The 21,515-nt window shown below is 44.1% G+C and carries 17 protein-coding genes; 12 read left to right on the plus strand and 5 right to left on the minus strand.

Features of this window, described 5'->3' with window-relative positions:
- Positions 1-6: 6 nt before the first annotated feature.
- The 8 genes from nuoG to AC1XUD_RS26045 all read left to right on the plus strand — a co-directional run bounded on the left by nuoG (position 7) and on the right by AC1XUD_RS26045 (position 10,222).
- Positions 7-2,727, plus strand: a complete 2,721-nt coding sequence (gene nuoG, locus AC1XUD_RS26010) for an NADH-quinone oxidoreductase subunit NuoG (RefSeq protein WP_483363977.1) — start codon at positions 7-9, stop codon at positions 2,725-2,727.
- Positions 2,712-3,668, plus strand: coding sequence for an NADH-quinone oxidoreductase subunit NuoH (gene nuoH, locus AC1XUD_RS26015; protein WP_483363978.1), 957 nt, complete (start codon positions 2,712-2,714; stop codon positions 3,666-3,668). The genes nuoG and nuoH overlap by 16 nt, the downstream gene beginning before the upstream one ends.
- 170 nt (positions 3,669-3,838) lie before the next feature.
- Positions 3,839-4,354 carry an NADH-quinone oxidoreductase subunit NuoI gene (gene nuoI, locus AC1XUD_RS26020; RefSeq protein ID WP_483363979.1) on the plus strand — a complete coding sequence of 172 codons (516 nt, stop codon included), beginning with the start codon at positions 3,839-3,841 and terminating at the stop codon, positions 4,352-4,354.
- Positions 4,355-4,356: 2 nt separating this feature from the next.
- Positions 4,357-4,887: an NADH-quinone oxidoreductase subunit J gene (gene nuoJ, locus AC1XUD_RS26025; RefSeq protein ID WP_483363980.1), complete on the plus strand. Its 531-nt coding sequence runs from the start codon at positions 4,357-4,359 to the stop codon at positions 4,885-4,887.
- 117 nt (positions 4,888-5,004) lie between these two features.
- Positions 5,005-5,316 (plus strand): NADH-quinone oxidoreductase subunit NuoK, encoded by a 312-nt coding sequence (gene nuoK / locus AC1XUD_RS26030; protein WP_483363981.1) that lies wholly within the window; start codon positions 5,005-5,007, stop codon positions 5,314-5,316.
- A 22-nt stretch (positions 5,317-5,338) separates the two neighbouring features.
- A complete protein-coding gene (gene nuoL, locus AC1XUD_RS26035; RefSeq protein ID WP_483363982.1) occupies positions 5,339-7,228 on the plus strand; it encodes an NADH-quinone oxidoreductase subunit L in 1,890 nt (629 codons plus the stop codon).
- Entirely contained in the window at positions 7,225-8,772 is a 1,548-nt protein-coding gene (nuoM, locus tag AC1XUD_RS26040) for an NADH-quinone oxidoreductase subunit M (RefSeq protein WP_483363983.1), read from the plus strand. The genes nuoL and nuoM overlap by 4 nt, the downstream gene beginning before the upstream one ends.
- A 7-nt stretch (positions 8,773-8,779) precedes the next feature.
- Positions 8,780-10,222, plus strand: a complete 1,443-nt coding sequence (locus AC1XUD_RS26045; RefSeq protein ID WP_483363984.1) for an NADH-quinone oxidoreductase subunit N — start codon at positions 8,780-8,782, stop codon at positions 10,220-10,222.
- 146 nt (positions 10,223-10,368) lie between these two features.
- Here AC1XUD_RS26045 and AC1XUD_RS26050 read toward each other — a convergent pair whose 3' ends face one another.
- Positions 10,369-10,770, minus strand: a complete 402-nt coding sequence (locus tag AC1XUD_RS26050) for an ester cyclase (protein ID WP_483363985.1) — start codon at positions 10,768-10,770, stop codon at positions 10,369-10,371.
- A 243-nt stretch (positions 10,771-11,013) separates the two neighbouring features.
- Between AC1XUD_RS26050 and AC1XUD_RS26055 the strand changes: the two genes are divergently transcribed.
- Positions 11,014-12,018 carry an MBL fold metallo-hydrolase gene (locus AC1XUD_RS26055; protein WP_483363986.1) on the plus strand — a complete coding sequence of 335 codons (1,005 nt, stop codon included), beginning with the start codon at positions 11,014-11,016 and terminating at the stop codon, positions 12,016-12,018.
- A 142-nt stretch (positions 12,019-12,160) separates the two neighbouring features.
- Here the strand turns inward: AC1XUD_RS26055 and AC1XUD_RS26060 are convergent, their stop codons facing one another.
- Positions 12,161-12,433 (minus strand): acyl carrier protein, encoded by a 273-nt coding sequence (locus tag AC1XUD_RS26060; protein ID WP_483363987.1) that lies wholly within the window; start codon positions 12,431-12,433, stop codon positions 12,161-12,163.
- A 321-nt stretch (positions 12,434-12,754) separates the two neighbouring features.
- Between AC1XUD_RS26060 and AC1XUD_RS26065 the strand changes: the two genes are divergently transcribed.
- Positions 12,755-13,429: a hypothetical protein gene (locus AC1XUD_RS26065; RefSeq protein ID WP_483363988.1), complete on the plus strand. Its 675-nt coding sequence runs from the start codon at positions 12,755-12,757 to the stop codon at positions 13,427-13,429.
- Between the two features lie 21 nt (positions 13,430-13,450).
- Here AC1XUD_RS26065 and AC1XUD_RS26070 read toward each other — a convergent pair whose 3' ends face one another.
- Together AC1XUD_RS26070 and AC1XUD_RS26075 are read right to left on the minus strand one after the other, a co-directional pair.
- Positions 13,451-13,846, minus strand: coding sequence for a VOC family protein (locus tag AC1XUD_RS26070; RefSeq protein WP_483363989.1), 396 nt, complete (start codon positions 13,844-13,846; stop codon positions 13,451-13,453).
- A gap of 222 nt (positions 13,847-14,068) precedes the next feature.
- Positions 14,069-14,728 (minus strand): Rossmann-fold NAD(P)-binding domain-containing protein, encoded by a 660-nt coding sequence (locus AC1XUD_RS26075; protein ID WP_483363990.1) that lies wholly within the window; start codon positions 14,726-14,728, stop codon positions 14,069-14,071.
- Between the two features lie 257 nt (positions 14,729-14,985).
- Between AC1XUD_RS26075 and AC1XUD_RS26080 the strand changes: the two genes are divergently transcribed.
- Positions 14,986-16,779: a hypothetical protein gene (locus AC1XUD_RS26080; RefSeq protein ID WP_483363991.1), complete on the plus strand. Its 1,794-nt coding sequence runs from the start codon at positions 14,986-14,988 to the stop codon at positions 16,777-16,779.
- 263 nt (positions 16,780-17,042) lie between these two features.
- Positions 17,043-18,518 carry an arabinose isomerase gene (locus AC1XUD_RS26085; protein WP_483363992.1) on the plus strand — a complete coding sequence of 492 codons (1,476 nt, stop codon included), beginning with the start codon at positions 17,043-17,045 and terminating at the stop codon, positions 18,516-18,518.
- 52 nt (positions 18,519-18,570) lie between these two features.
- Here the strand turns inward: AC1XUD_RS26085 and AC1XUD_RS26090 are convergent, their stop codons facing one another.
- Positions 18,571-21,366 (minus strand): NB-ARC domain-containing protein, encoded by a 2,796-nt coding sequence (locus AC1XUD_RS26090; RefSeq protein WP_483363993.1) that lies wholly within the window; start codon positions 21,364-21,366, stop codon positions 18,571-18,573.
- Positions 21,367-21,515 lie beyond the last annotated feature (149 nt).

Raw genomic sequence — 21,515 nt, forward strand, 5'->3', positions numbered from 1 at the left:
AAGATCATGGCACTCATTTATATAGATAAGAAGCCGTATGATGTGAAGGAAGGCAAAAACCTGTTGGAAACCTGTCTGACGCTTGGTTTTAACCTGCCCTACTTCTGCTGGCACCCGGCCATGGGTTCCGTTGGGGCCTGTCGCCAGTGTGCGGTGAAACTTTTCAAGGATGAAGATGATACCAGAGGGCGACTCGTGATGTCGTGTATGGAAAGTGTGCGCGATAATATGCATCTGTCTGTTGATGACAAAGTTGCAAAGGATTTTCGCTCCCAAAATATTGAATGGTTGATGACGAATCACCCGCACGATTGCGCAATATGCGACGAGGGCGGTTCCTGTCATTTGCAGGATATGACCGTTATGACGGGGCATTCATACCGCCGCTTTCAGTTCAAAAAACGTACCTACAAAAATCAATACCTGGGTCCGTTTATTAATCATGAAATGAACCGGTGTATTCAGTGTTACCGTTGCGTTCGTTTTTACAAAGATTATGCAGGCGGAAAAGATCTGGATGTTTTTGCTGCCCATGACCACGTTTATTTTGGCCGCGAGAAAGACGGAGTACTTGAAAATGAGTTCAGCGGAAATCTGGCGGAGGTCTGCCCAACAGGCGTATTTACCGATAAAACCCTGAAAGGACATTATAACCGCAAATGGGATATGACCATGGCACCGTCCATTTGTCAGCATTGCAGCGTGGGGTGTAATATCATCGCCGGGGAACGATATGGAGAATTGCGTCAGATCACAAGTCGGTTTAATGGGGAGGTGAATGGCTATTTTATATGTGACAGAGGTCGGTTTGGGTATGAATTTGTAAACAATATTTCAAGAATTAAAGAACCGGTTATTCGAGGTGAATTGGCGTCGGACGGGTCAAAGCAAAGTCTATATGGACATCTGAAAGCTGTTTTGGCGAATACAAAAATGATCGGTATTGGTTCGCCACGAGCGTCGTTGGAAGCGAATTTTGCCTTGATGCAACTGGTTGGAAAAGAATCCTTTTGTCAGGGTGTATCGGAAAAGGAAGTAGGACTGCTGAACCTCATTCTTGATACCATGAACTCCGGACAAATTCATACGCCGTCGGTCAGGGAAATAGAAAATGCGGATGTGGTTCTGATATTGGGTGAAGACCCGACCAACTCGGCACCGCGACTTGCGTTGGCTGTTCGGCAAGCCGCGAGGAAAAAACCTTTGGAAAGTGCAAAGGATATTAAAATCCCAGACTGGCACGACGCAGCTTTGCGGGAATTGATACAGCAGGAACACGGCGAGGTAATGATCGCATATCCTTCGGAAACGAAACTGGATGAGATCGCATGCGACAAATACAACGCTGCGCCGGATGATATTGCCCGGTTTGGATATGCTATTGCGAACTATCTGGACTCGACGGCCCCAGCACCTTCCGGATTAGATGAAGATACATTGAAGCGCGCGCAGCAAATCGCAGATATTTTACAAAAAGCCGAAAGGCCGTTGATCATTTCGGGAACAAGTTTGTATAGTGAGGATATCATAAAAGCGGCCTCCAATATCGCGGTGGCGTTAAATCTCAAATCTACTAAAGCCAGTCTTTCGTTCATTATTCCCGAAGCCAATTCCATGGGACTGGCCATGATGCACGTGCCATCTCTGAACATGGCTTTTGACAAAATTAAAAACGGCGAGGCTCAGGGAGTGATTATTCTGGAAAATGATCTGTATCGACGGGGTACCAAAAAAGATATTGACAGCCTTTTGGACGCTGCCAAACAGGTGATTGTATTGGATCATTTACATAATGCCACGTCGAGTCGCGCTTCGGTGGTAATTCCCGTTGCGACGTTTGCAGAAGGCGATGGAACGTTGGTCAATCAGGAAGGACGGGCGCAACGTTTTTTCCAGGTGTTTATGCCAAAAAATGAAAATATCCGCGAAAGCTGGAGATGGCTCGATGAATTCCGGCAATTTAAGAAAGGAACCACGCCTGAAGACTTGACCGAACCAGAAGATCTGCTGAATGAGCTGAAGGAAATTATGCCGCAATTCAATGGAGTTGAGCTGGTAGCGCCGCCGGCAGATTTCAGGGTTAATGGCCAGAAAATTCCGCGTGAACCTCATCGGTATAGTGGACGAACTTCCATTTTGGCCAATATAGCGGTCAGCGAACCCAAGCCGCCAGAAGATACTGACTCCGGCTTGTCGTTCACCATGGAAGGATATCGCGGTATTCCACCATCGCCGATGATTCCGTTTTATTGGTCGCCGGGTTGGAATTCGGTGCAATCGATTAATAAATATCAGATTGAAGTCGGCGGGCCGTTGCATGGAGGAGATCCTGGTAAGAGATTGCTGGATAGTGGGTTATCGTCGGGACTTGGCTTTCAAAATCATATTCCAAAAGCATATGAACCAGCTCCGGGTGAAATGTTGCTCTTCCCATTAGCCCGGATTTTCGGTTCAGATGAACTGAGTGTATATTCTCCGGCGATCATGGAGCGCGCTGGAAAGCCTTTTATTCTCATTGGAAAGACTGATGCCGAGCGCATGGAGTTGCATGAAAATGATCGGATTCATGTGCAAATAGGTGAACAGGGATACGATGTTTCGGTTCGGCTGTCAAGCCAATTGAAAGTGGGGTTGGCGGGACTTCCTTCCAATTTTCCATCGATGCAGGGAATAAGTTGGCCAGCAAAAGCAATGTTATCCAAACTACCAATATGGACGAAATCGTAACCTATGTCCTGATGATCGTGATTGTGTTGTTCACACTCACCACCATCGCCGCCCTGCTGATATGGGTTGAACGCAGGATGCTGGCCGTTTGGCAGGACCGATATGGACCCAATCGGGCGGGACCGTTTGGATTGTTGATCGTTGCGGCAGATACGATTAAACTGTTTTTCAAGGAAGACTGGATACCACCTTTTGCCGACAAAGTCATTTTCGTAATCGCTCCGGCTATTGTCGCAGCGGCAGTGTTGTTGAGTTTTGTAGTGGTGCCCTTTGCTCCCGGAATTTTGATATCGGATTTGAACGTTGGCCTGCTGTTTTTTCTGGCGATGTCGTCGATGGGGGTATATAGTATTGTCTTGGGCGGATGGGCCTCCAACAACAAATACTCGCTTTTAGGTGCGTTAAGAGGCGCTTCGCAAATGATTAGCTATGAGGTGTTTATGGGTCTTTCGCTGATGGGCGTAGTTATGCTAGCAGGCTCGTTTCGGTTGACTGATATTGTTTTGGCACAAAAGGATTATTGGTTTGTGCTGACTCAGCCGGTTGGATTTATCATCTTTCTGATTGCGGGTGTGGCCGAAACGCACCGGTTGCCATTTGATATACCCGAGGCAGAAAGTGAGTTGGTGGCCGGTTTCCACTCGGAGTATTCGGGGATGAAATTTGGGATGTTTTTTATTGGTGAATATCTGGGTGTTACACTGATATCGGCGATGGTGGTGACAATATTTTTCGGTGGCTGGCTGGGGCCTGCATTTCTGCCCGGGTTGGTATGGTTTGGTTTAAAAACCGCGGCTTTTATCCTACTTTTTGTATTGCTGAGAGCATCGCTTCCAAGACCAAGATACGACCAGTTAATGGAGTACGGCTGGAAAGTAATTCTGCCCGTTGCACTGCTGAATTTGTTGATAACGGGGGCGTTTACGCTAATTGTTGAGTGAGTGAATGAATGTTGGCCGGGATAAAATCGTAAGATCTTGAAGTTGAGCGAATTGCGTCACAGGCCGCGGAAAAATTTTAAAACTAACAGCTAATACCTAATCCCTTACAAACCAACCGCTAATAGCAAAAGGCTAAAAGCCAATAGCTAACAGCTCAAAACCAGGAAATCATGCTGAGTCTGCTAAGATCAATGTGGCTTACTTTTCTGCATATGTTCAGAAAACGGGAGACCATCCAGTATCCGGAAGAAAAAGTGGAGCTGCATCCACGTTGGCGAGGGCGGATCGTCCTGACCCGCGACCCGGATATGGGCGAGCGTTGTGTGGGTTGTTATCTATGCGCAGCCGCCTGTCCGGTAGACTGCATATCACTTCAGACAACTGAGGACGAAAATGGCAGACGATATCCGGAGTTTTTCAGGATCAATTTCTCACGATGTATTTTCTGTGGTTATTGCGAAGAAGCCTGCCCGACTTATGCAATCCAGTTGATTCCTGATTTTGAAATGGCGGAGTATAACAGGCAGAATTTGGTATATGAAAAAGAAGATTTACTCATCGACGGCGAAGGGAAATATCCAGGCTACAATTATTACAAAGTGGCCGGACTTGCAGCAGGAATAAAGGATAAAGGAGAGGGCGAAAACGAAGAACCGCCCGTAGATATACGCAGCTTAATCCCGTAATTATGGATATCGCATTTTACGTCACAGCAGCAGTTACGGTGATATCGACCATTTTGGTGATCACGAGGCATAATCCTGTGCATGCCCTGCTTTATCTGGTGATTTCTTTGCTGTCACTCGCCATGATATTCTTTTTGTTAGGCGCTTCATTTGCGGCGTTACTCGAAGTGATCATATATGCCGGGGCGATTATGGTGCTTTTCATATTCGTGATCATGCTCCTGAACCTTGGAGAGGAAACCGCGGAGCAGGAAAAAGTATGGCTCAAAACCAAAGTGTGGCTTGGTCCTGCAATTCTGTCAGCCGTTTTGCTGATAGAATTCGTTTACCTGATCGCATCAGCGGATCCGGTTGCATATACGCAGGAGGAGGTTCCGCCACAACAGGTTGCATTCTCACTATATCGGGTCTATATGATCGGTGTTGAACTGGCTGCAATGTTGCTGATGGCGGCGGTTGTGGGAGCAGCCCACATCGGGCGACACAAGAAAATGGTGCTGCACCGGTTTTTGAAAGAGGAGGATGTGTTGTGAGGTTTGTAAACCATTAAGAAGTCAAGAAATATTAGTTGTTCCTTTTTCAGGATATCAAGTATCAAATGTTTGAGGAAGACCCCGAAAACTGATTGCCGAAGTTTTAAAAGACAACCTATGAAATCACCCGCGTTTATCGAAATGGTTATGCTGCTGGCAGGTTTACTGTTTGTGTTGGGCATAACAGGCGTCATCATCCGCAAGAATATAATTTTCATGCTTTTATCGGTGGAGATTATGCTGAATGCTTCCGGCCTGGCATTCGTGGCGGCTGGCTCGCGTTGGGGGCAGCCGGACGGGCAGGTGATGTTCATTTTTATTCTGGCCATGGCAGCCGCCGAAGTTTCAATTGGCCTCGCGTTGATATTGCAAATTTATCATCAACACAAATCGCTTGATATTGATAAGCTTAAAGAAATGAACGGATAGTGCACTATTTAATCCAATTGACATGGACAATCTGTTGTGGCTCATACCTGCTTTGCCCCTAGCCGGCTTTCTGATACTGGTAACAGGAGGAAAACGTTTGCCCCGACCGCTTATCGCGGCAACAGGTGCGGGAAGTATATGCCTGTCCGCTCTCGTCTCGATTGTCATCGGACTCAATTTTTTGTCAAATACTCCAGAAACCGGGCACTATTCACAAACCTTATGGACCTGGATGAATGTCGCTGGTTTCAAACCAACCGTGACCCTCTCGCTGGACGCATTATCGCTGGTCTTTGTTTTTGTCATCACGTTTATCGGAGCATTGATCCATATTTATTCTGCCGGATTTATGGCGCACGATGACGACTATTCCCGCTTTTTCGCGAGTATGAATTTGTTCGTTTTTTCGATGCTGATGTTGGTCCTGGCAGACAACCTTTTGCTAATGTATCTGGGTTGGGAGGGAGTTGGTTTGTGCAGTTATCTGCTGATCGGTTTTTGGTATGAAAATCCGGCAAACGGATATGCCGCTCGAAAGGCGTTTATCATTACAAGAATCGGTGATACTGCGATGGCCATCGGTCTTTTCATGATATTCTATCAGTTTGGGACGCTCGTTATTTCTGAAATCAATACTGCTGCTCCAACTGTTTTGCAGGACAAAACTTCAATCGCTACCGCCATTGCACTATTACTGTTGGCAGGAGGCGTTGGCAAATCGGCTCAGTTACCATTGCAAACTTGGTTGCCGGATGCGATGGCGGGTCCGTCGCCGGTTAGCGCACTTATTCATGCAGCCACCATGGTGACAGCGGGAGTGTACCTGGTGACGAGAATGCATGTCATTTTCGAATTGGCGCCCATAGCTCAAATGACGGTCGCGATTATCGGAGCGGCTACTTTGTTCATTGCCGGTTTCAGTGCGCTTACCCAGTTTGATATCAAAAGGGTTCTGGCGTATTCCACCATCAGCCAAATCGGATATATGTTTCTGGCCATGGGCGTCGGTGCCTGGTCAGCCGCCATTTTTCATTTTATGATACATGCATTTTTTAAAGCCCTCCTCTTTCTAGCTGCCGGTGCGATCATCGAATCCCTTCATCACGAGCACAATATGTTCAAAATGGGGGGATTAAAGAACAAAATGCCTGTTGTATTCTGGGTCTTTCTGATCGGTTCAGCATCACTGGCGGCGATACCGTTGGTTAGTTCAGGTTTTTATAGCAAAGATCAGATATTATGGTATGCCTGGGCGTCCGAAAAAGGAAGCCCTGCCTTATGGCTGACAGCATTTTTAGGCGCATTTATCACCGCAATATACACGGCCAGAATGATGATCGTGACGTTCTGGGGAGAAACCAAAACTGAAATCGGCCACCTTCCGGGTAAATTAATGACGATTCCGTTGGTCGTTCTTGCGATTTTTGCTGTGTTTGCGGGATTTATAGAACTACCGCATAATTTCGGGCATCTTACACTTTTCTCCGATCTGCTGCATCCTGTTCTGCCATCAACAGCTTTAAGAGTTGATATCGAGACCGAATGGCAATTTCAATTATTAGCCGCTGCCGCAACAATTGCAGGCGTTTTCGTGGCTTATCTTTTTTATTACAAACAACCCTCCCGAATTGAAAGACTGCGTGAGAACAGTCTGGTAATGAGTCTTTACCAATTCTGGTTTTCAGGCTGGGCTTTTGATAAACTGTACAATGTGCTGTTCGTAACTCCCTTCGTTTTCCTCGCTCAGGTCAACAAAAATGACATAATCGACCGACTTTATGAAGGAATAACCGCCGTTACCGACCGGCTTTACCGATTCATGTCCATGACCCAGACAGGATCACTCAGATGGTATATAATGGGCATGGTTATCGGTGCAATCATCATATTAGGTTTACAAATTATGCTATGATAACGATCTGGCTTATAGGGATATTGATGGGCGGCGGAATTGCAGGGCTTTTATTGGGACAGTGGAATACCACTTTCCCCCGCTGGGTGGCGCTCGGTACGGTGATTTCCGGTTTTTTGATATTGCTGTTTTTTTGGATCAATCAGGATCAGGCGGTCGAGATGTCGCAGGCCAATAAAGTTTGGCTCGCAGATTTTAAGCATGTCTGGATCGCATCATTTGGAATCAGTTTCCATCTCGCGATCGACGGTTTAAGTCTGCTTTTACTGGTTCTGACTTTCTTTTTAGGGATATTGGCGGTCCTCTGTTCGTGGCAGGAAATTCAGGAAAGACCCGGATTTTACTACTTCAATTTGCTGTGGATACTTGCGGGAGTTTGTGGCGTCTTCATGGCCATGGACCTTTTTCTGTTTTACTTTTTTTGGGAGGTTATGCTGATCCCGATGTACTTCCTGATCGGTATCTGGGGAAGCGAAAACAGGGTATATGCGTCCTATAAATTCTTCATTTTTACGCAGGCCAGCGGGTTAATGATGCTGCTCGCAATACTTGGTCTGTATTTCATTCATGGTCAAAATACTGGAGTTTATACTTTCAATTACTTTGAATTATTAGGAACAGTAGTGCCCCAGGGCAACGCATACTGGCTTATGCTGGGTTTTATGGTTGCTTTCGCGGTCAAGCTCCCGGTCATTCCCTTTCATACCTGGCTTCCGGATGCGCACAGCGAAGCACCGACCGCGGGAAGTTTATTGCTGGCTGGTTTGTTACTGAAAACAGGTGCATATGGTATGCTGAGGTTTGTCATCCCGTTCTTCCCGACAGCCGCATCTGAGATCGCGTTGCCAGCCATGACGCTAGGAGTGATTGGTATCATTTACGGAGCAGTTTTGGCATATTCTCAAACGGATCTCAAACGACTTGTGGCGTTCACCAGTGTGAGCCATATGGGGTTTGTGCTCGTTGGCATTTTTTCGTTTAATGAACTGGCGCTGCAGGGTGTAGTAATGCAATTGGTGACCCACGCTATCAGTACCGGCGCGCTGTTTATCATGGCAGGAATGCTAAAAGAGAGACTTCATACCCGGGATATCAATCAAATGGGTGGTCTTTGGGCGCGTATGCCGCATATGGGTGCGATAGGTTTGCTGTTCGCGATGGCGTCGCTCGGGTTACCCGGTTTAGGGAATTTCGTGGCGGAATTTCTGGTACTCCTCGGTGCATTTAAGGCCAGTATGCCTATCACAATTATAGCCTCCCTAGGTTTGATATTCTCCGCCGTTTATTCGTTGAGAATTGTCCAAAAAATATTTCTGGGACCACAGGAAAGATATGGCGATGTCCCTGATTTTTCTGTGCGGGAAATGGTAGTCATGGCTGTTTTGACAATCTCAATTCTGGTAGTTGGAGTATATCCACAGCCGGTTATCGATACGGCCAAACCTGCCATTGATAAACTGGTAATCATATTACAAGCTGATAATCAAGGTATTAAAAGTGGAATAGATCCGGATAAGGAGAAATATCTCGTAAAAAAATATTAGAAATCCCATGTCAGATAACGATTTCTTCGCCCTCATACCCCTGCTGCTGCTGGCCGGTTCTTCAGTGCTGGTCATGATGCTGATTGTAATCAAACTCAGTCATCGCATCATTCAAATCAGCAGTTTGATATTGTTTCTGATAGCCTTTTGTTCGTTGTTTTATATTCAGGATATACTGCCATATCATATCGATCCGCTGTTTGTGATCGACGGTTTTGGCATATTTGTGATGGGGCTGATCATATTCTCTGCTTTGGTCGTGAATATCCTTTCTTATATCTATTTTGAGGAAAAAGAAGAAGGGCCAAAGGAATATTATGTACTGCTTTTTCTGTGCACACTGGGTGCTTGCGTGCTGGCCATCAGCGCACATTTTATTTCATTGTTTTTAGGTCTGGAAATCCTCACGGTCGGCTTATACGCCTTGATCGCCTATCTCCGCAAAAGAAATCACAGCATTGAAGCAGGTGTGAAATATCTGATATTAGCTGCCTTTTCATCGGCTTTTCTGCTTTTTGGAATGGCGTTGATATACCTGCAAACCGGCAATATGCAGTTTTCGGTTATGGCTGCTCGGCTGGCAGGAGAACAATCATTGCCGCCCATCGTGTTAACCGGGCTAGGTATGATGCTCGTCGGTGTAGGATTTAAACTCGCAGTTGTTCCTTTTCATATGTGGACGGCCGACGTATATCAGGGCGCGCCCGTACCGGTAACCGCCTTTATCGCGACAGCATCGAAAGGAGGCGTAATGGCCGTATTACTGCGTCTTTTTCTGGCAATTAATGGCTTCAAGTTTCCGGTTGTGACGATGAGTCTGATTTGCATAGCCGTTGCGTCCATGGTAATCGGCAACCTTCTGGCTTTACGGCAAACCAATCTGAAACGTATGCTGGCCTATTCTTCCATTGCGCATTTGGGATATTTGCTGGTCGCATTTATTGCGGGCAACGCTATGGGCGTTCAGGCTATCAGTTTTTATCTTTTTGCCTATTTCGTCACAACACTCGCTGCATTTGGAATTATAGCCGTTTCATCTGGAAAAGAAGAGGATGCGGAGGAAGTCGAAAACTACACCGGACTTTTCTGGAAACATCCCGGGCAAGCGTGCATATTGAGTGCCGCACTTCTCTCCCTTGCTGGTATTCCGCTGACTGCGGGGTTTACGGGAAAATTTTATATACTGGCCAGCAGTGTTGAAAAAGGTTTTTGGATATTGGTTTTAATTCTTGTCGCCAGCAGCGTAATCGGTCTCTATTATTATCTCCGCGTCATCACCGTCATGTTTACCACCGAGCGGCAGACCATCGCCGAGCCCAAAGAAAAACATCCCTCATTCTTTCGTATGAGCATGATCGTCCTGTCGCTTCTGACGATCATCATCATCTGGCTGGGCGTTTATCCCGATGGCGTCATCAGCTATATTCAACAGTTGGGGGTAGGAAATTAATTGAGTTGCAACTTTCGAATAATTAAGATGCAACTCAATCAATGTTTCTAAAATGTTGGGTCGGGTTTTCGGGATCAGGAGACTGAAAGATCGCTTTTGGTTGGTGATCTTTCAATTCCTTAATTCTGATTCTCAAAAAAGGAGTATCAAACCGCGACTAGTTTCTGACCCAGTTGCTGGTGCATTGAAAGAAAATCATAGTTATTCCAGGCTTCTACAATCTGTCCTTTTTCTTTTCTGATCATGCAAAGGCCCGGCACGGTTACCGGGGTGTTGGTTTGTCTGTCTATTGCATGAATCACTGTCCGAGCAGCTTCCATATCATCCTGAGAAACAACGTCTTCAACATTGATATGGATATCACTGAGCTGGCTGTTGAAATCCCGAAAGAACAGCTTAAAAGCAGACGCCCCTTTCGTCTCGTTTTGGGTTGGAATACCATCAAATACGGCATCTTCTGACATCAGTTCACTAATCGCGTCTTCGTTGCTCTGGTTCCATACTTTTTCAAACCAATTGTAAAGCAGGGTGGTGGTGATATCACGCATAAAAGTTGAATTTTAAGGGTGAATAAACAAAATATAAAACCACCTTCTTTATGATTATACTTATTGATAATCAAATTGTTATAAGATATTTAAAACGAATTTTATTATGATTTGACCGTCTGCTATTTAGTTTAAACCACCGGATTAGAATGTAAGAATCATTTTGGTTTTTGCCCCGATATGATATACCGGTGTTATTCAAAGAAATCTCTGTTTCTTTGATATTTATTTACAGAAATTAAAATGCCGTCAGCGACAAAATATACCAGTAATCCGATGCTCGCTTCCCCGAACGCCCCAGCGAACTGGAACGGAACACCCATTGATGAAAATGGTAGATTTTTGAATCTGAACCATCCTTTCGATCCCGATTGGCTGGACGTTTTTAAATGGAAGTGTGAGGATAATCCTTTTAAAGCATCGAAACAGGCAGAGATATGGAACCCCGAAATTTTCCGTGACGACTCATGGCTGAACGGATCGGAAGATATCATCGTGTGGCTCGGACACAGCACTTTTTTCATCAGATTAGATGGAATTCAAATGCTGACCGATCCCGTTTTCGGGAATATCCTTTCAGTAAAGCGACATTCCGAATTTCCGTTAGCCGTCAGTAAACTCACTAATATTGATTACATATTGCTATCCCACGACCACCGCGATCATTTGGACAGGGCAAGTTTGAAAATCCTGTCGAAGCAAAATCCTGAGGCGATATACCTGACCGGGTTGGAAATGAAACCTTTAACGGAAAAACTGACCGGTTCAGAATACATCGAGGAAGCTGGGTGGTATCAGCAGTTTAATACTGATAAGCATTGGAAAATCACCTATATTCCGTCCAGACATTGGTCCAAGCGCGGGATAGGCGATACCAATAAACGGCTCTGGGGAGGATTTGTAATTGAGGCGGAGGGAAAGCGGATTTTATTCGGCGGAGATAGCGGGTATGATACACATTTTAAGCAACTGGCCGAGGTTTTTGGCGGTTTTGATTATGCGATTTTGGGTATTGGTGCATACGAGCCCAAATGGTTTATGAGCGCAAACCACCAGTCTCCGGGAGAGGCCGTTGATGCCTTTCAGGATCTCAATAGTCAGTATATGATTCCGATGCATTATGGCACTTTTGATTTGTCAGACGAACCAATGAGTCAGCCTTTAAAAGAATTGGAGCGCGTTTCAAATGAGCGTAATTTAAGAGAAAAGGTGTTGATTCCTGAGATTGGCAAGCCGTTGGATATTTGATATTTTAATCAGGAAATTTTATGTTTCCAGTATTGAAAGTTTTGTATTTCAAAATGGAGCTAGTGTATTGAGTACTAACCGGGCTTGATTAAAGTAAAGGTTTTTCCATTGACTATATTGTTGAAAATATTTTAGCTGTCGCTCAGACAGTCAGACGTTTACCAAAATAGGAAGGATATGGAATCGTTGTTGCAATTTTGATTTTCAGGTAGTCGTCGAACTGTCCTGCGGTTTGCAGCTGCCAATATTCATCATCGGGAATTGAAACCTGAAATAAATCTTCGATCTGTAATATCAGGTCTACGATGTCGAGACTGTCCAGCCCGAGATCTTTCGAGAGGTGGGAATCGCGGGTTATCGCGACGTGGGGAATACTACAATTACTGGCCAGTAAGGCTTTGAGCTGCACGTTCATATGAAAATCTGTTTGGTTAAAAATGGGAAATCTAGTTCCGGTAGAGATTTGTCATATGCCATTACTGGCTTTGATGTTAAATAGGATTGTTTGAAAAAATGTATTGTGTCCGGCGTTTACATGAAACGGGTCTGAATTCAATTACCGATAAATATGCCTGTTTGTGGCAGATAGCATCCGTTTTTTAAGATATTTTAACGAATGGCGTCATACCGCAGATCTCAAACAGAAGGAAGGATACCAAAAAAAGGTTTCGTGCGGTTACAACCAAATTGTACAGCGCAGGGTCATCAGGATATTACTAAACCAAAAGCCTGAAAAATGAAAAATACGTTACTCGCCGTTATGCTATGTTGTGTGATGGGGAGCTGCCTCAAAGAAGACAATGTGTCCCCGGAAATTATTATTGAACCAATACCTACTGTACTCATTAGCCATGACAGTATCGCGACAGGCGAATATCTTGGGCTGAAAATCGAAGCGAAGCCAACTGATATATATGCTCAAATTCAGACACTTCGCGAGAAGGGAGTTTCTTACGTCCAGCCTATTGGCGACTTTTCGTCTGATCTGAACAAATTAGGAAATCGCCTTGTGCTATATCAAAGCATATACCTCGGTGGGCAAAAACCTTCGGATTCTGATGTGCAAATCAGTATTAAATCCGGTCAGGTTGAGAGCATCTTTTTAAATAACGGGACCAAGATGATGCAATGGCCGGTCGGAGAGCCAGCGTCATCCTCTGTTCGGATAGGAGATAAAGCTGAAGTGCTGTTAGAAAAGTTTGTAAAGATTCGCACCAAAAGTATCTATTCGTCGAAATTTGATCGCATCTCTTTGTTATTCAAACGTTTGGATTCTGAATACGACCCGATTATGGATACTTCGAGCCAATGGTATTTCTCATATATTACCGACACCGGTTTGTTGGAAAAAGTGGATATCGGTTTTTCAAATGGCAAAGTGACATATCTTTTGGTGGATCGTTTTAAATAATTGCGCGACTTTGTAGCACAGTTACTCATCCATCGAAGTGCATATTTCAATTAAGAAGCCATCCAGATCTTTGACATAAGCAACAACCTGGCCCCAAGGCTTTGTTTTTGGCTTTTCTACCAGGATTGCTCCTGCGGCAACAGCTTTTTTTACAGCCAGATTAACATCTTCGACCACAAAACCAATTTCAATTCCAAAGGGCTTGCCGTTGGGTTGGCTTTCCACAAAACCTTCGGGGAGATTTGTTTTTGCCAGATCAAAAGCGGCAAAAGAAAGTGTGGTTTCGCCGGTGCTCAGCTCGCCATACTCATCTCCGGGGGCGACGAACTTCTTTGAAAAACCAAAAGCATGCTCGTAAAATGAAATAGAACGGGGTACATCCTGCACGTAGAGAATGGTATATGCAAACTTGATCATCGCAATTGCTTAGGTTTAGACGGGGTGAAGAAGATAACTGTGGTGAGAAACCCCATTAGCTCAAATTTAGTAAAACCGGACTGCTTTTTTGCAAGCGTTTCGGGGATTATCAAAGAATTTTGTCCCTACTTTTTCAAAAAATTTTGTGTTCACCTTAAAGCTATTAAGGATCATTAAGGTTATTCACTATTCTGAATTTCATGGTTAAAAAATCTTATATTTTTAACCTTTTGCAAGTTCTACAATGTCCTTCACGTCAATGATTTGTTTTGAATAGCCTTTGTCTGCAAGGTGGATCATTGCTTTGCCCACTTCTTGCAGGGTGCAAAAACCGGAAGGATATATCGCGCGACCGATCGGATATAACCATGCCAGATATTTATAAAAGCTCTTCAGGTTTTTCTGACCAGCTGTCGCTTTCATAAATCCAGGTCGAAACATATAAGCCTTTTTAAACAAACGCATCAAGGCATTTTCGGTCGCACCTTTCACACGTGCCCATGCAACACGCCCCGCTTCGCTGCTATCAGTTCCAGCACCGGTGACGTAGCAAAATGTAAGATCGGGATTGACCTTTGCCACTAGGTGGGCAAAATTCAGGGTAAGGTCATAGGTAATGCGCTTATATTCCTCCTGACTGACTCCGACTGACGAAATACCAAGGCAGAAGAAGCACGCGTTATATCCCTCCAACTTTGATTCAATATGCTGAATATTAAAAAAATCGTCGATCAAAACTTCACTCAGTTTTGGATGTGATATACCTCCCGGTTTACGATTAATCACCAATACGCTTTCTACTTGCGGATTGGTAAGACATTCCAACAAAACGCCTTCGCCTACCATTCCTGTTGCACCTGTAATAATCGCCTTGATTTTCATACGTTAAAAAAATTGCCTTGTGCTTTAAATTTCATCAATAAAATACTAAAAACTGTTTGATATACTCGTGCCGGAGATTTTGTCCGCTTACGCAGATGTTTTGAGAAGAACGCTTCAGCGTGTGTGATTTCGTGTTGATTGTTTTTAGGTGGGAAAACCGGATGATCATAATCATAAATGCCTCTGGCTAACGTCAATTGTTCGAGACGCTTTTGGTTCTAGTTTTGGCTTTTCAATTAGTCCCACCATTTAGACAGATGCATACGTTTCATATACCCGTGTTAGGCCTTGGATATTCGGTCGATACGCCGATCAAAGTTTCTCATTTTGGCATTTCTTCTGTTGCGTCTATCGTAGACGACGAAATGATCGAACGCATGAGAAAGCATCATACCGTTGAGAATGGGGAAACTTATATTCCGATTCAATGCAGCGAGGAAGACTTTAGAGCAAAGCGGATTACGGCGTATCTGAATTTGATGGACCGAATTATTGACAAGAATTTTAAAAACTTGTGTCAGCAGCCTTTTGTAGAGGGAACGGATATTACCCGGTATTTTGAGTTGTTGCCTGAGACTTCGAATCAGAAACGTTTGTATCAGCAAATGATTGATCAAAAGTCAGTCGCTCGTAAAAAGCTTATACAGGATGAGCTGAGGAAGGGATTGACAAAGGGTGCGATTGATGTCAATATCATGTCGAAAGTTGATAAGCTCAATAAGGACGCATACGGTGAAAATTTGGGAGATGAGTTCTCAGACGCTTCCGCGTCGCTTCGGGGATTTGCAAATAGCACACTGACGTCTTCCCTGATTTTGTCTGCCGGCATGAATCCGAGACTTTACAATTATCTTGAAAATTTCAAAGATTTTTATCCGGATGAAAATAGCTGGCTCCGAAAGAAGATTATTTTAAAAGTAAGCGACTTTCGATCTGCATTTATTCAGGCAAAATACCTTGCAAAAAAAGGCATCTGGGTATCAGAGTTTCGCATAGAGTCTGGCCTTAATTGCGGAGGACATGCTTTCGCAACAGATGGTTATTTGCTCGGCCCAATTCTGGATGAATTTAAAAATAAAAAGGCGGAAATGTTGTACGAGCTCTTTACGATGTATCAGACAGCACTTTCCAATAAAAATATTGAAATCAGGAGTGTTCCAGAACTACGGATTACGGTGCAAGGCGGTATAGGGACAGCGGATGAAAATGAATTTTTGCTGCACCACTATCAGGTTGACGCCACAGGATGGGGAAGCCCTTTTTTGCTGGTGCCGGAAGTTACCAATGTGGATGAAGCAACTTTGAAGGAGCTGGCTGAGGCCGATGCGTCCGATTATTATGTGAGCAATTCCTCGCCATTAGGCGTATTATTCAACAATTTCCGAAAAAGCGCAGCAGAAAAGCAGCGTCTGGAAAGGATCGCGAAAGGTCGGCCGGGTAGCCCGTGTAAAAAGAAATATCTTGTTTCGAATACGGAGTTTACATCCGAGCCGATCTGCACGGCTTCCCGTCAATATCAGAATCTGAAAATAAAGCAGCTTCAATCTCTGGGTTTGACAAACGAAGAATATCTGGATCGAAGAGCCGAAGTAACCGAAAAGCTATGCTTATGCGAAGGATTGAGTGCATCTGCTTTGCTTAAAAATAACCTGCTGAATCAGAGGGAAAACAAAGCCGTATCCATTTGCCCGGGACCAAATCTGGCCTGGTTCTCTAAGGTATATACGCTGGACGAAATGGTGAATCATATTTATGGGAAAATCAATTTATTGAACAACGTTCCGCGACCTAATATGTTTATCAACGAGCTCAATCTGTATGTAGCACATTACAAAAAGGATTTGGAAGCTCACACAAACCATTTTAGCGAGAAAAAGCAAAAGTATCTGGCCAAATTTAAAGACCAGTTGCTGGCTGGAATATCCTATTATAAGGAGTTGGTTCCAAAACTAACTAATCAGGCATTAGCCTATCAGCAGGAAATGACTACCCAACTTAAAGCTATTGAAATAGTCCTCACTCAAACTGATATGGAAACAGTGCAGGCTTAAAAAATACAAATTTGCTTGGTCTGAATTTGTAAGAGAAGGGTATTGTATAAACGGAGCAGAGCAAATTCTGCTCCGTTTTTTTGAACCATTTGCGAAAGAATTTAACCCTGAAATATTGAGCCATGTCTTTACAAAGCCCAAATAACTGCGTCCAAGCAGTATAATCACACAAAAACACCATCCCTGACAGGTAGAAGCGGCAGACGCACTTCTTGTAAGTTCAGACAAAAATCAATCGACCGAACAGCGAACCCTGAACAAAAATGCATCCGGATTTTTCCACTTCTCAGCTCATTTCTAATCGAATAAATATCAATAGCGCAAACCTGAAAATTGGGCTTTTTGGTATTGGACTTGACACCTATTGGCCACAATTTGAAGGTTTAAAAGATCGATTGGAAGGATATTTGAAGGTTGTTGAATCCAAACTTTCGCAATTTCACCCCAATATCCTGAGCGCAGGACTGGTCGATAACACAGACAAAGCGTTTGAAACCGGGAGATTATTCAGAAAAGAAGATGTCGATCTGGTATTCTTATATGTGACAACATATGCGCTGTCTTCCACAGTTCTGCCGGTTGTTCAGCGCTTAGGCGTTCCTGTTATTATCCTTAATCTTGCGCCCGAAGCAGCGATTGACTATCAAAATTTCAACCTGATGACTGACCGTACAGCCATGACGGGTGAGTGGCTGTCCTATTGTTCGGCGTGTACCGTTCCCGAAATAGCGAATGTATTTAATCGCATCGGAATCAAATTCCACCAGATTACGGGAATGCTTCATGAAGATCCTGAATGTTGGCAGGAGGTAGGAGAGTGGATTGAGGCGGCTCGTGTAAAGGCGATTATGGCCGAAAACAGGCTGGGATGCATGGGGCATTACTACAGCGGAATGCTGGATATATACTCCGATCTCACCAAGCAATATGCGCATTTCGGAGGGCATATAGAACTATTGGAAGTTGAAGAGCTGGCAGAATTAAGAAAGGAAGTTACGAGCGAAGATATAACAGAGAGAATTAAGGTTTTTGCAGAAGTATTTGATATTCAATCAGATTGCTCCGCAGGAGAATTGGAGAAAGCTGCCATTACATCCGTTGCACTGGATCGACTTGTGAAAAAATATAAGCTCGGCTCGATGGCATATTACTATAAAGGGACCGGAAATCCTGAGAATGAAGAAGCCATTGCGTCCATCATTTTGGGAAACTCATTACTGACTGCCAATGGAATTCCCGTGGCAGGGGAATATGAAATCAAAAATGCCCAAGCCATGAAGATCATGGATTCGTTCGGTGCAGGTGGTTCATTTACAGAATACTATGCCATGGATTTTACGGACGATATAGTGCTGATGGGGCACGATGGTCCAGGCCACATCGCTATCGCCGAAGGAAAAACCAAAGTGCGTCCGTTGAAGGTATATCATGGAAAAGTTGGCAGGGGAGTATCCGTTGAAATGAGTGTAAAAAATGGTCCGGTTACCCTGCTTTCAGTAGTTGAAAAACACGGCGGCCTGATGCTATTGGTGGCAGAAGGCGAATCAGTTCCGGGCCCGATTCTGGAAATTGGTAATACCAACAGCCGTTATAGATTTCCAATAGGCGCCCGTCGTTTTGTGAATGACTGGAATAGCCACGGCCCCGCACACCACTGTGCGATTGGCGTGGGGCATGTCAGTTCCAAAATCAAGAAACTGGGAGATTTGTTGGGGATGGAGGTGGTGAAGGTTTGTTAGAAGAGTTTCCTGACAACCAACTAATTCTGTTCGAATAGGATGATGTATAACACTATTCATACCCGTTAGTCACGAATTCATGATACCAACCCCTGATGTCTTGCTTTGTTGAGTGTGTCTCAGGAAGATACTCTTCGGATAATGGATAAACCAGGCGAATTTGTTCCCATGCATCTACCCACATTTCTAGGTCTTTCAAAACCAAAAACAAATTCCACCGGCCGCGGATTACTTTGTAGCTACTTTCTCCAAAGCTTTGAATATTTGAATAAAGTGCGAGTTCCATTAATTCCTTTGCCCACAACAGATTCTGATCGCCTCCAATGTCTTGTAATATCAAACCGAAAATAGCACGTGTAAAAGCTACGGTAGGTGAATTTTGGCCAAAGTTTTGAATATCTGAATTCAAAGCGATTTCCATCAATTCACTTGCCTGCTGCAAGTTCTGCCCTCCGCCAAGTAGTTGTAGAATTTGAGCTAGAGTGGAACGTCGCAACGCTACCGATGGCGCATTTTCTCCAAAGTTTTGAAGATCCGAAAGCAATGCGAGCTGGATAAATTCTTTTGCCTGCAGTAAATTCCGCTCTCCACCAAGAGACATCAGTATTACAGCGAGGTTGGATCGCCGCAGGGAAACTGAGGGCGCGCTTTCTCCAAAATTCTGAATATCAGAAATAAGAGCGAGCTCTACCAGTTCTTTTGCTTGCAATAAATTCTCTTTTCCTCCAAGGTCTTGCAACGTCATCGCCAGGTTGGACCGGCCTACCGAAACAGTCGGCGCATTTTTTCCAAAATTTTGAATTTTCGAAAAAAGCGATAGTTCCAGCAGCTCTTTGGCCCGCAGTAAATTTTCGTATCCTCCGAGGGCTCGTAAGACGGTGGCGAGGTTAGAACGCTTTATCGAAACAGCGTGCGCATTTTCGCCAAAGTTTTTAATGTCTGAGAATAGAGCGAGTTGCAATAATTCGTTCGCGTGCAGCAAGTTCTGTTCTCCCCCAATATCCTGTAAAACCAATGCCAGGTTGGACTGACCCACTGATACGGTGGCATCATTCTCTCCAAAGTTTTGAATTTTTATAATCATGGAGCGCTCCAGTAACTCTTTGGCTTTCAGTAAATTCTGATATCCTCCCAGAACCTTCAAAGCCAGCGCGAGTTCATTCAAAAATGAAGCATACAACCCTTCTGAACAGTCTTGCAGAAGCGTTGTCAATGGCAATGCATAAGGAATCCATTTAAATTTGCTAGTCAGGTTATCGTGGTCGGATCGATATTCCATATAGCCAATCAGGTTGGAAACAAGCGTGGTAGCGTCGTTCCATCGGGTCGACTCGTGCTTCTTTAATATGAGTTCCTTGACTACCGGGCTGATCCGGTACGTTTGATTAGCGCCGTTAACCCAACCTTTTTTATAAAGACTTTTCAGGATGTTTCGGAAAATCAATTTATCTGGAGGCGTCAACAAAGCTATCAAAAAATCCAACCGATAGTCCTCAATGGGCAGCAACGCTATATTGACCAGCCAATACCGCTGTTCTTCCGTCAATTTTGAAAAATCGTACAGAATATCCAAAATGTCGTCCGTTCTGACCTCCCGGCTGGTTTTGGAGGTAAACGATGTTCTGATTTCGAAACTTTCGTCTTCCAGATATAACCCTTCTGACTCAAACTGCGTTAAGAATCTGGTCATATCTATACCTAATTCAGAGGCTTCGAGTAAATTTTTGGCAAATATCTCAACGAGTAAAGTATGGTATTCTATCGCTGTTAAAAATCCATCCAGCAGTTTGTCGAATACTGGGGTATCTTCATTATAATACTTTTTAAAAAGCGCTTTCGCCAGCTCTGGTGGTAAATGAGTGATGTGAAATTCCTGGGTCGGCACCAATATATCCTTGCAACGACTGGTGATCAGAACGTCCCAATGGAAACCTTCAAACTCATGTGTGAAATTTCGTATCTCATTCTCATCATTGGCATTATCAAGTATCAACAGAAAATTATCCTGAACTTTGGAGAGCGCATGTTTGAGTACTTGAACTTGTTGCTGCTCGTCCATATTCGAAAGATCCAGTTCCAATCCTGTTGCCAATTCCTTCATAGCATTAAGGATGCCACTTTCGCAAAAAAGCCATGCATAATTTTTGTAGTCATACATGCTGGTATGCAGAAACTGAGCAGCCAAAGTTGTTTTTCCAATTCCTCCTTCCGCGTTAATAAGCATGAGCTGGCCACCGGGTCTTAGCAATTCGCGTATATGGTTGAGTTCATCCTCACGCCCAAAAAACACTTCCGGTTTTGATGCGGCATTGTTGGTCAATCTTTTAGCCGGTTCACCATAACTGAAATGCGGATATGCCGGGTTGTCAAAAAGACTGCGAATATCACCGGTTACCTTATGGATAAATGCATCGACATTTTCGAATTCCCAGGGCCACTGTTCTTTGTCTTTGGTATATAAAACCTTCTCCAGTTCCGCCAGTTTGTTCCGGCTTTCCTCATTTAAAAGGAAGTCTACCGGTATCGTTTTTTTGAAAATGTAGATATGAGGCAGCTTGCTGCTTCGAAACAATTGGGCAGCATACTGATACTCTTCATTGGTGAATTTTCCAACTTCAGCCCAGTATGCAAAAACGAGTATGTCACACGTTTGGAGTTGATCATTATAGAAATTTTGCTTACGAACGGGATCGTTTCCTGCATCCAGTTTTTCCCATATCACACATTCCAGGTAAGCACTTTTCCTGTTCCACTCATCATTGAGGCGGCTTACTGCTATTTCAAAAGCTTTCCGTTCATCGTCAAGTCGAAAAGAGGAAGCAAAAAAGACACGATAATTGGTGGCCATTGCAGACTGTTAAGAGAAGTTTACTACGTGGAAACAATATAAGAAATACCTTCTTCTTTTGACGGGAATCAGTTCGGGAACGGGCGATTTTTATTCAGTGGTATATCATATACTATTATGCATGGAGATCTGGAAAACCGATAAAAAAT

Source organism: Dyadobacter sp. HNCC25DJ184 (genome assembly GCF_056895215.1).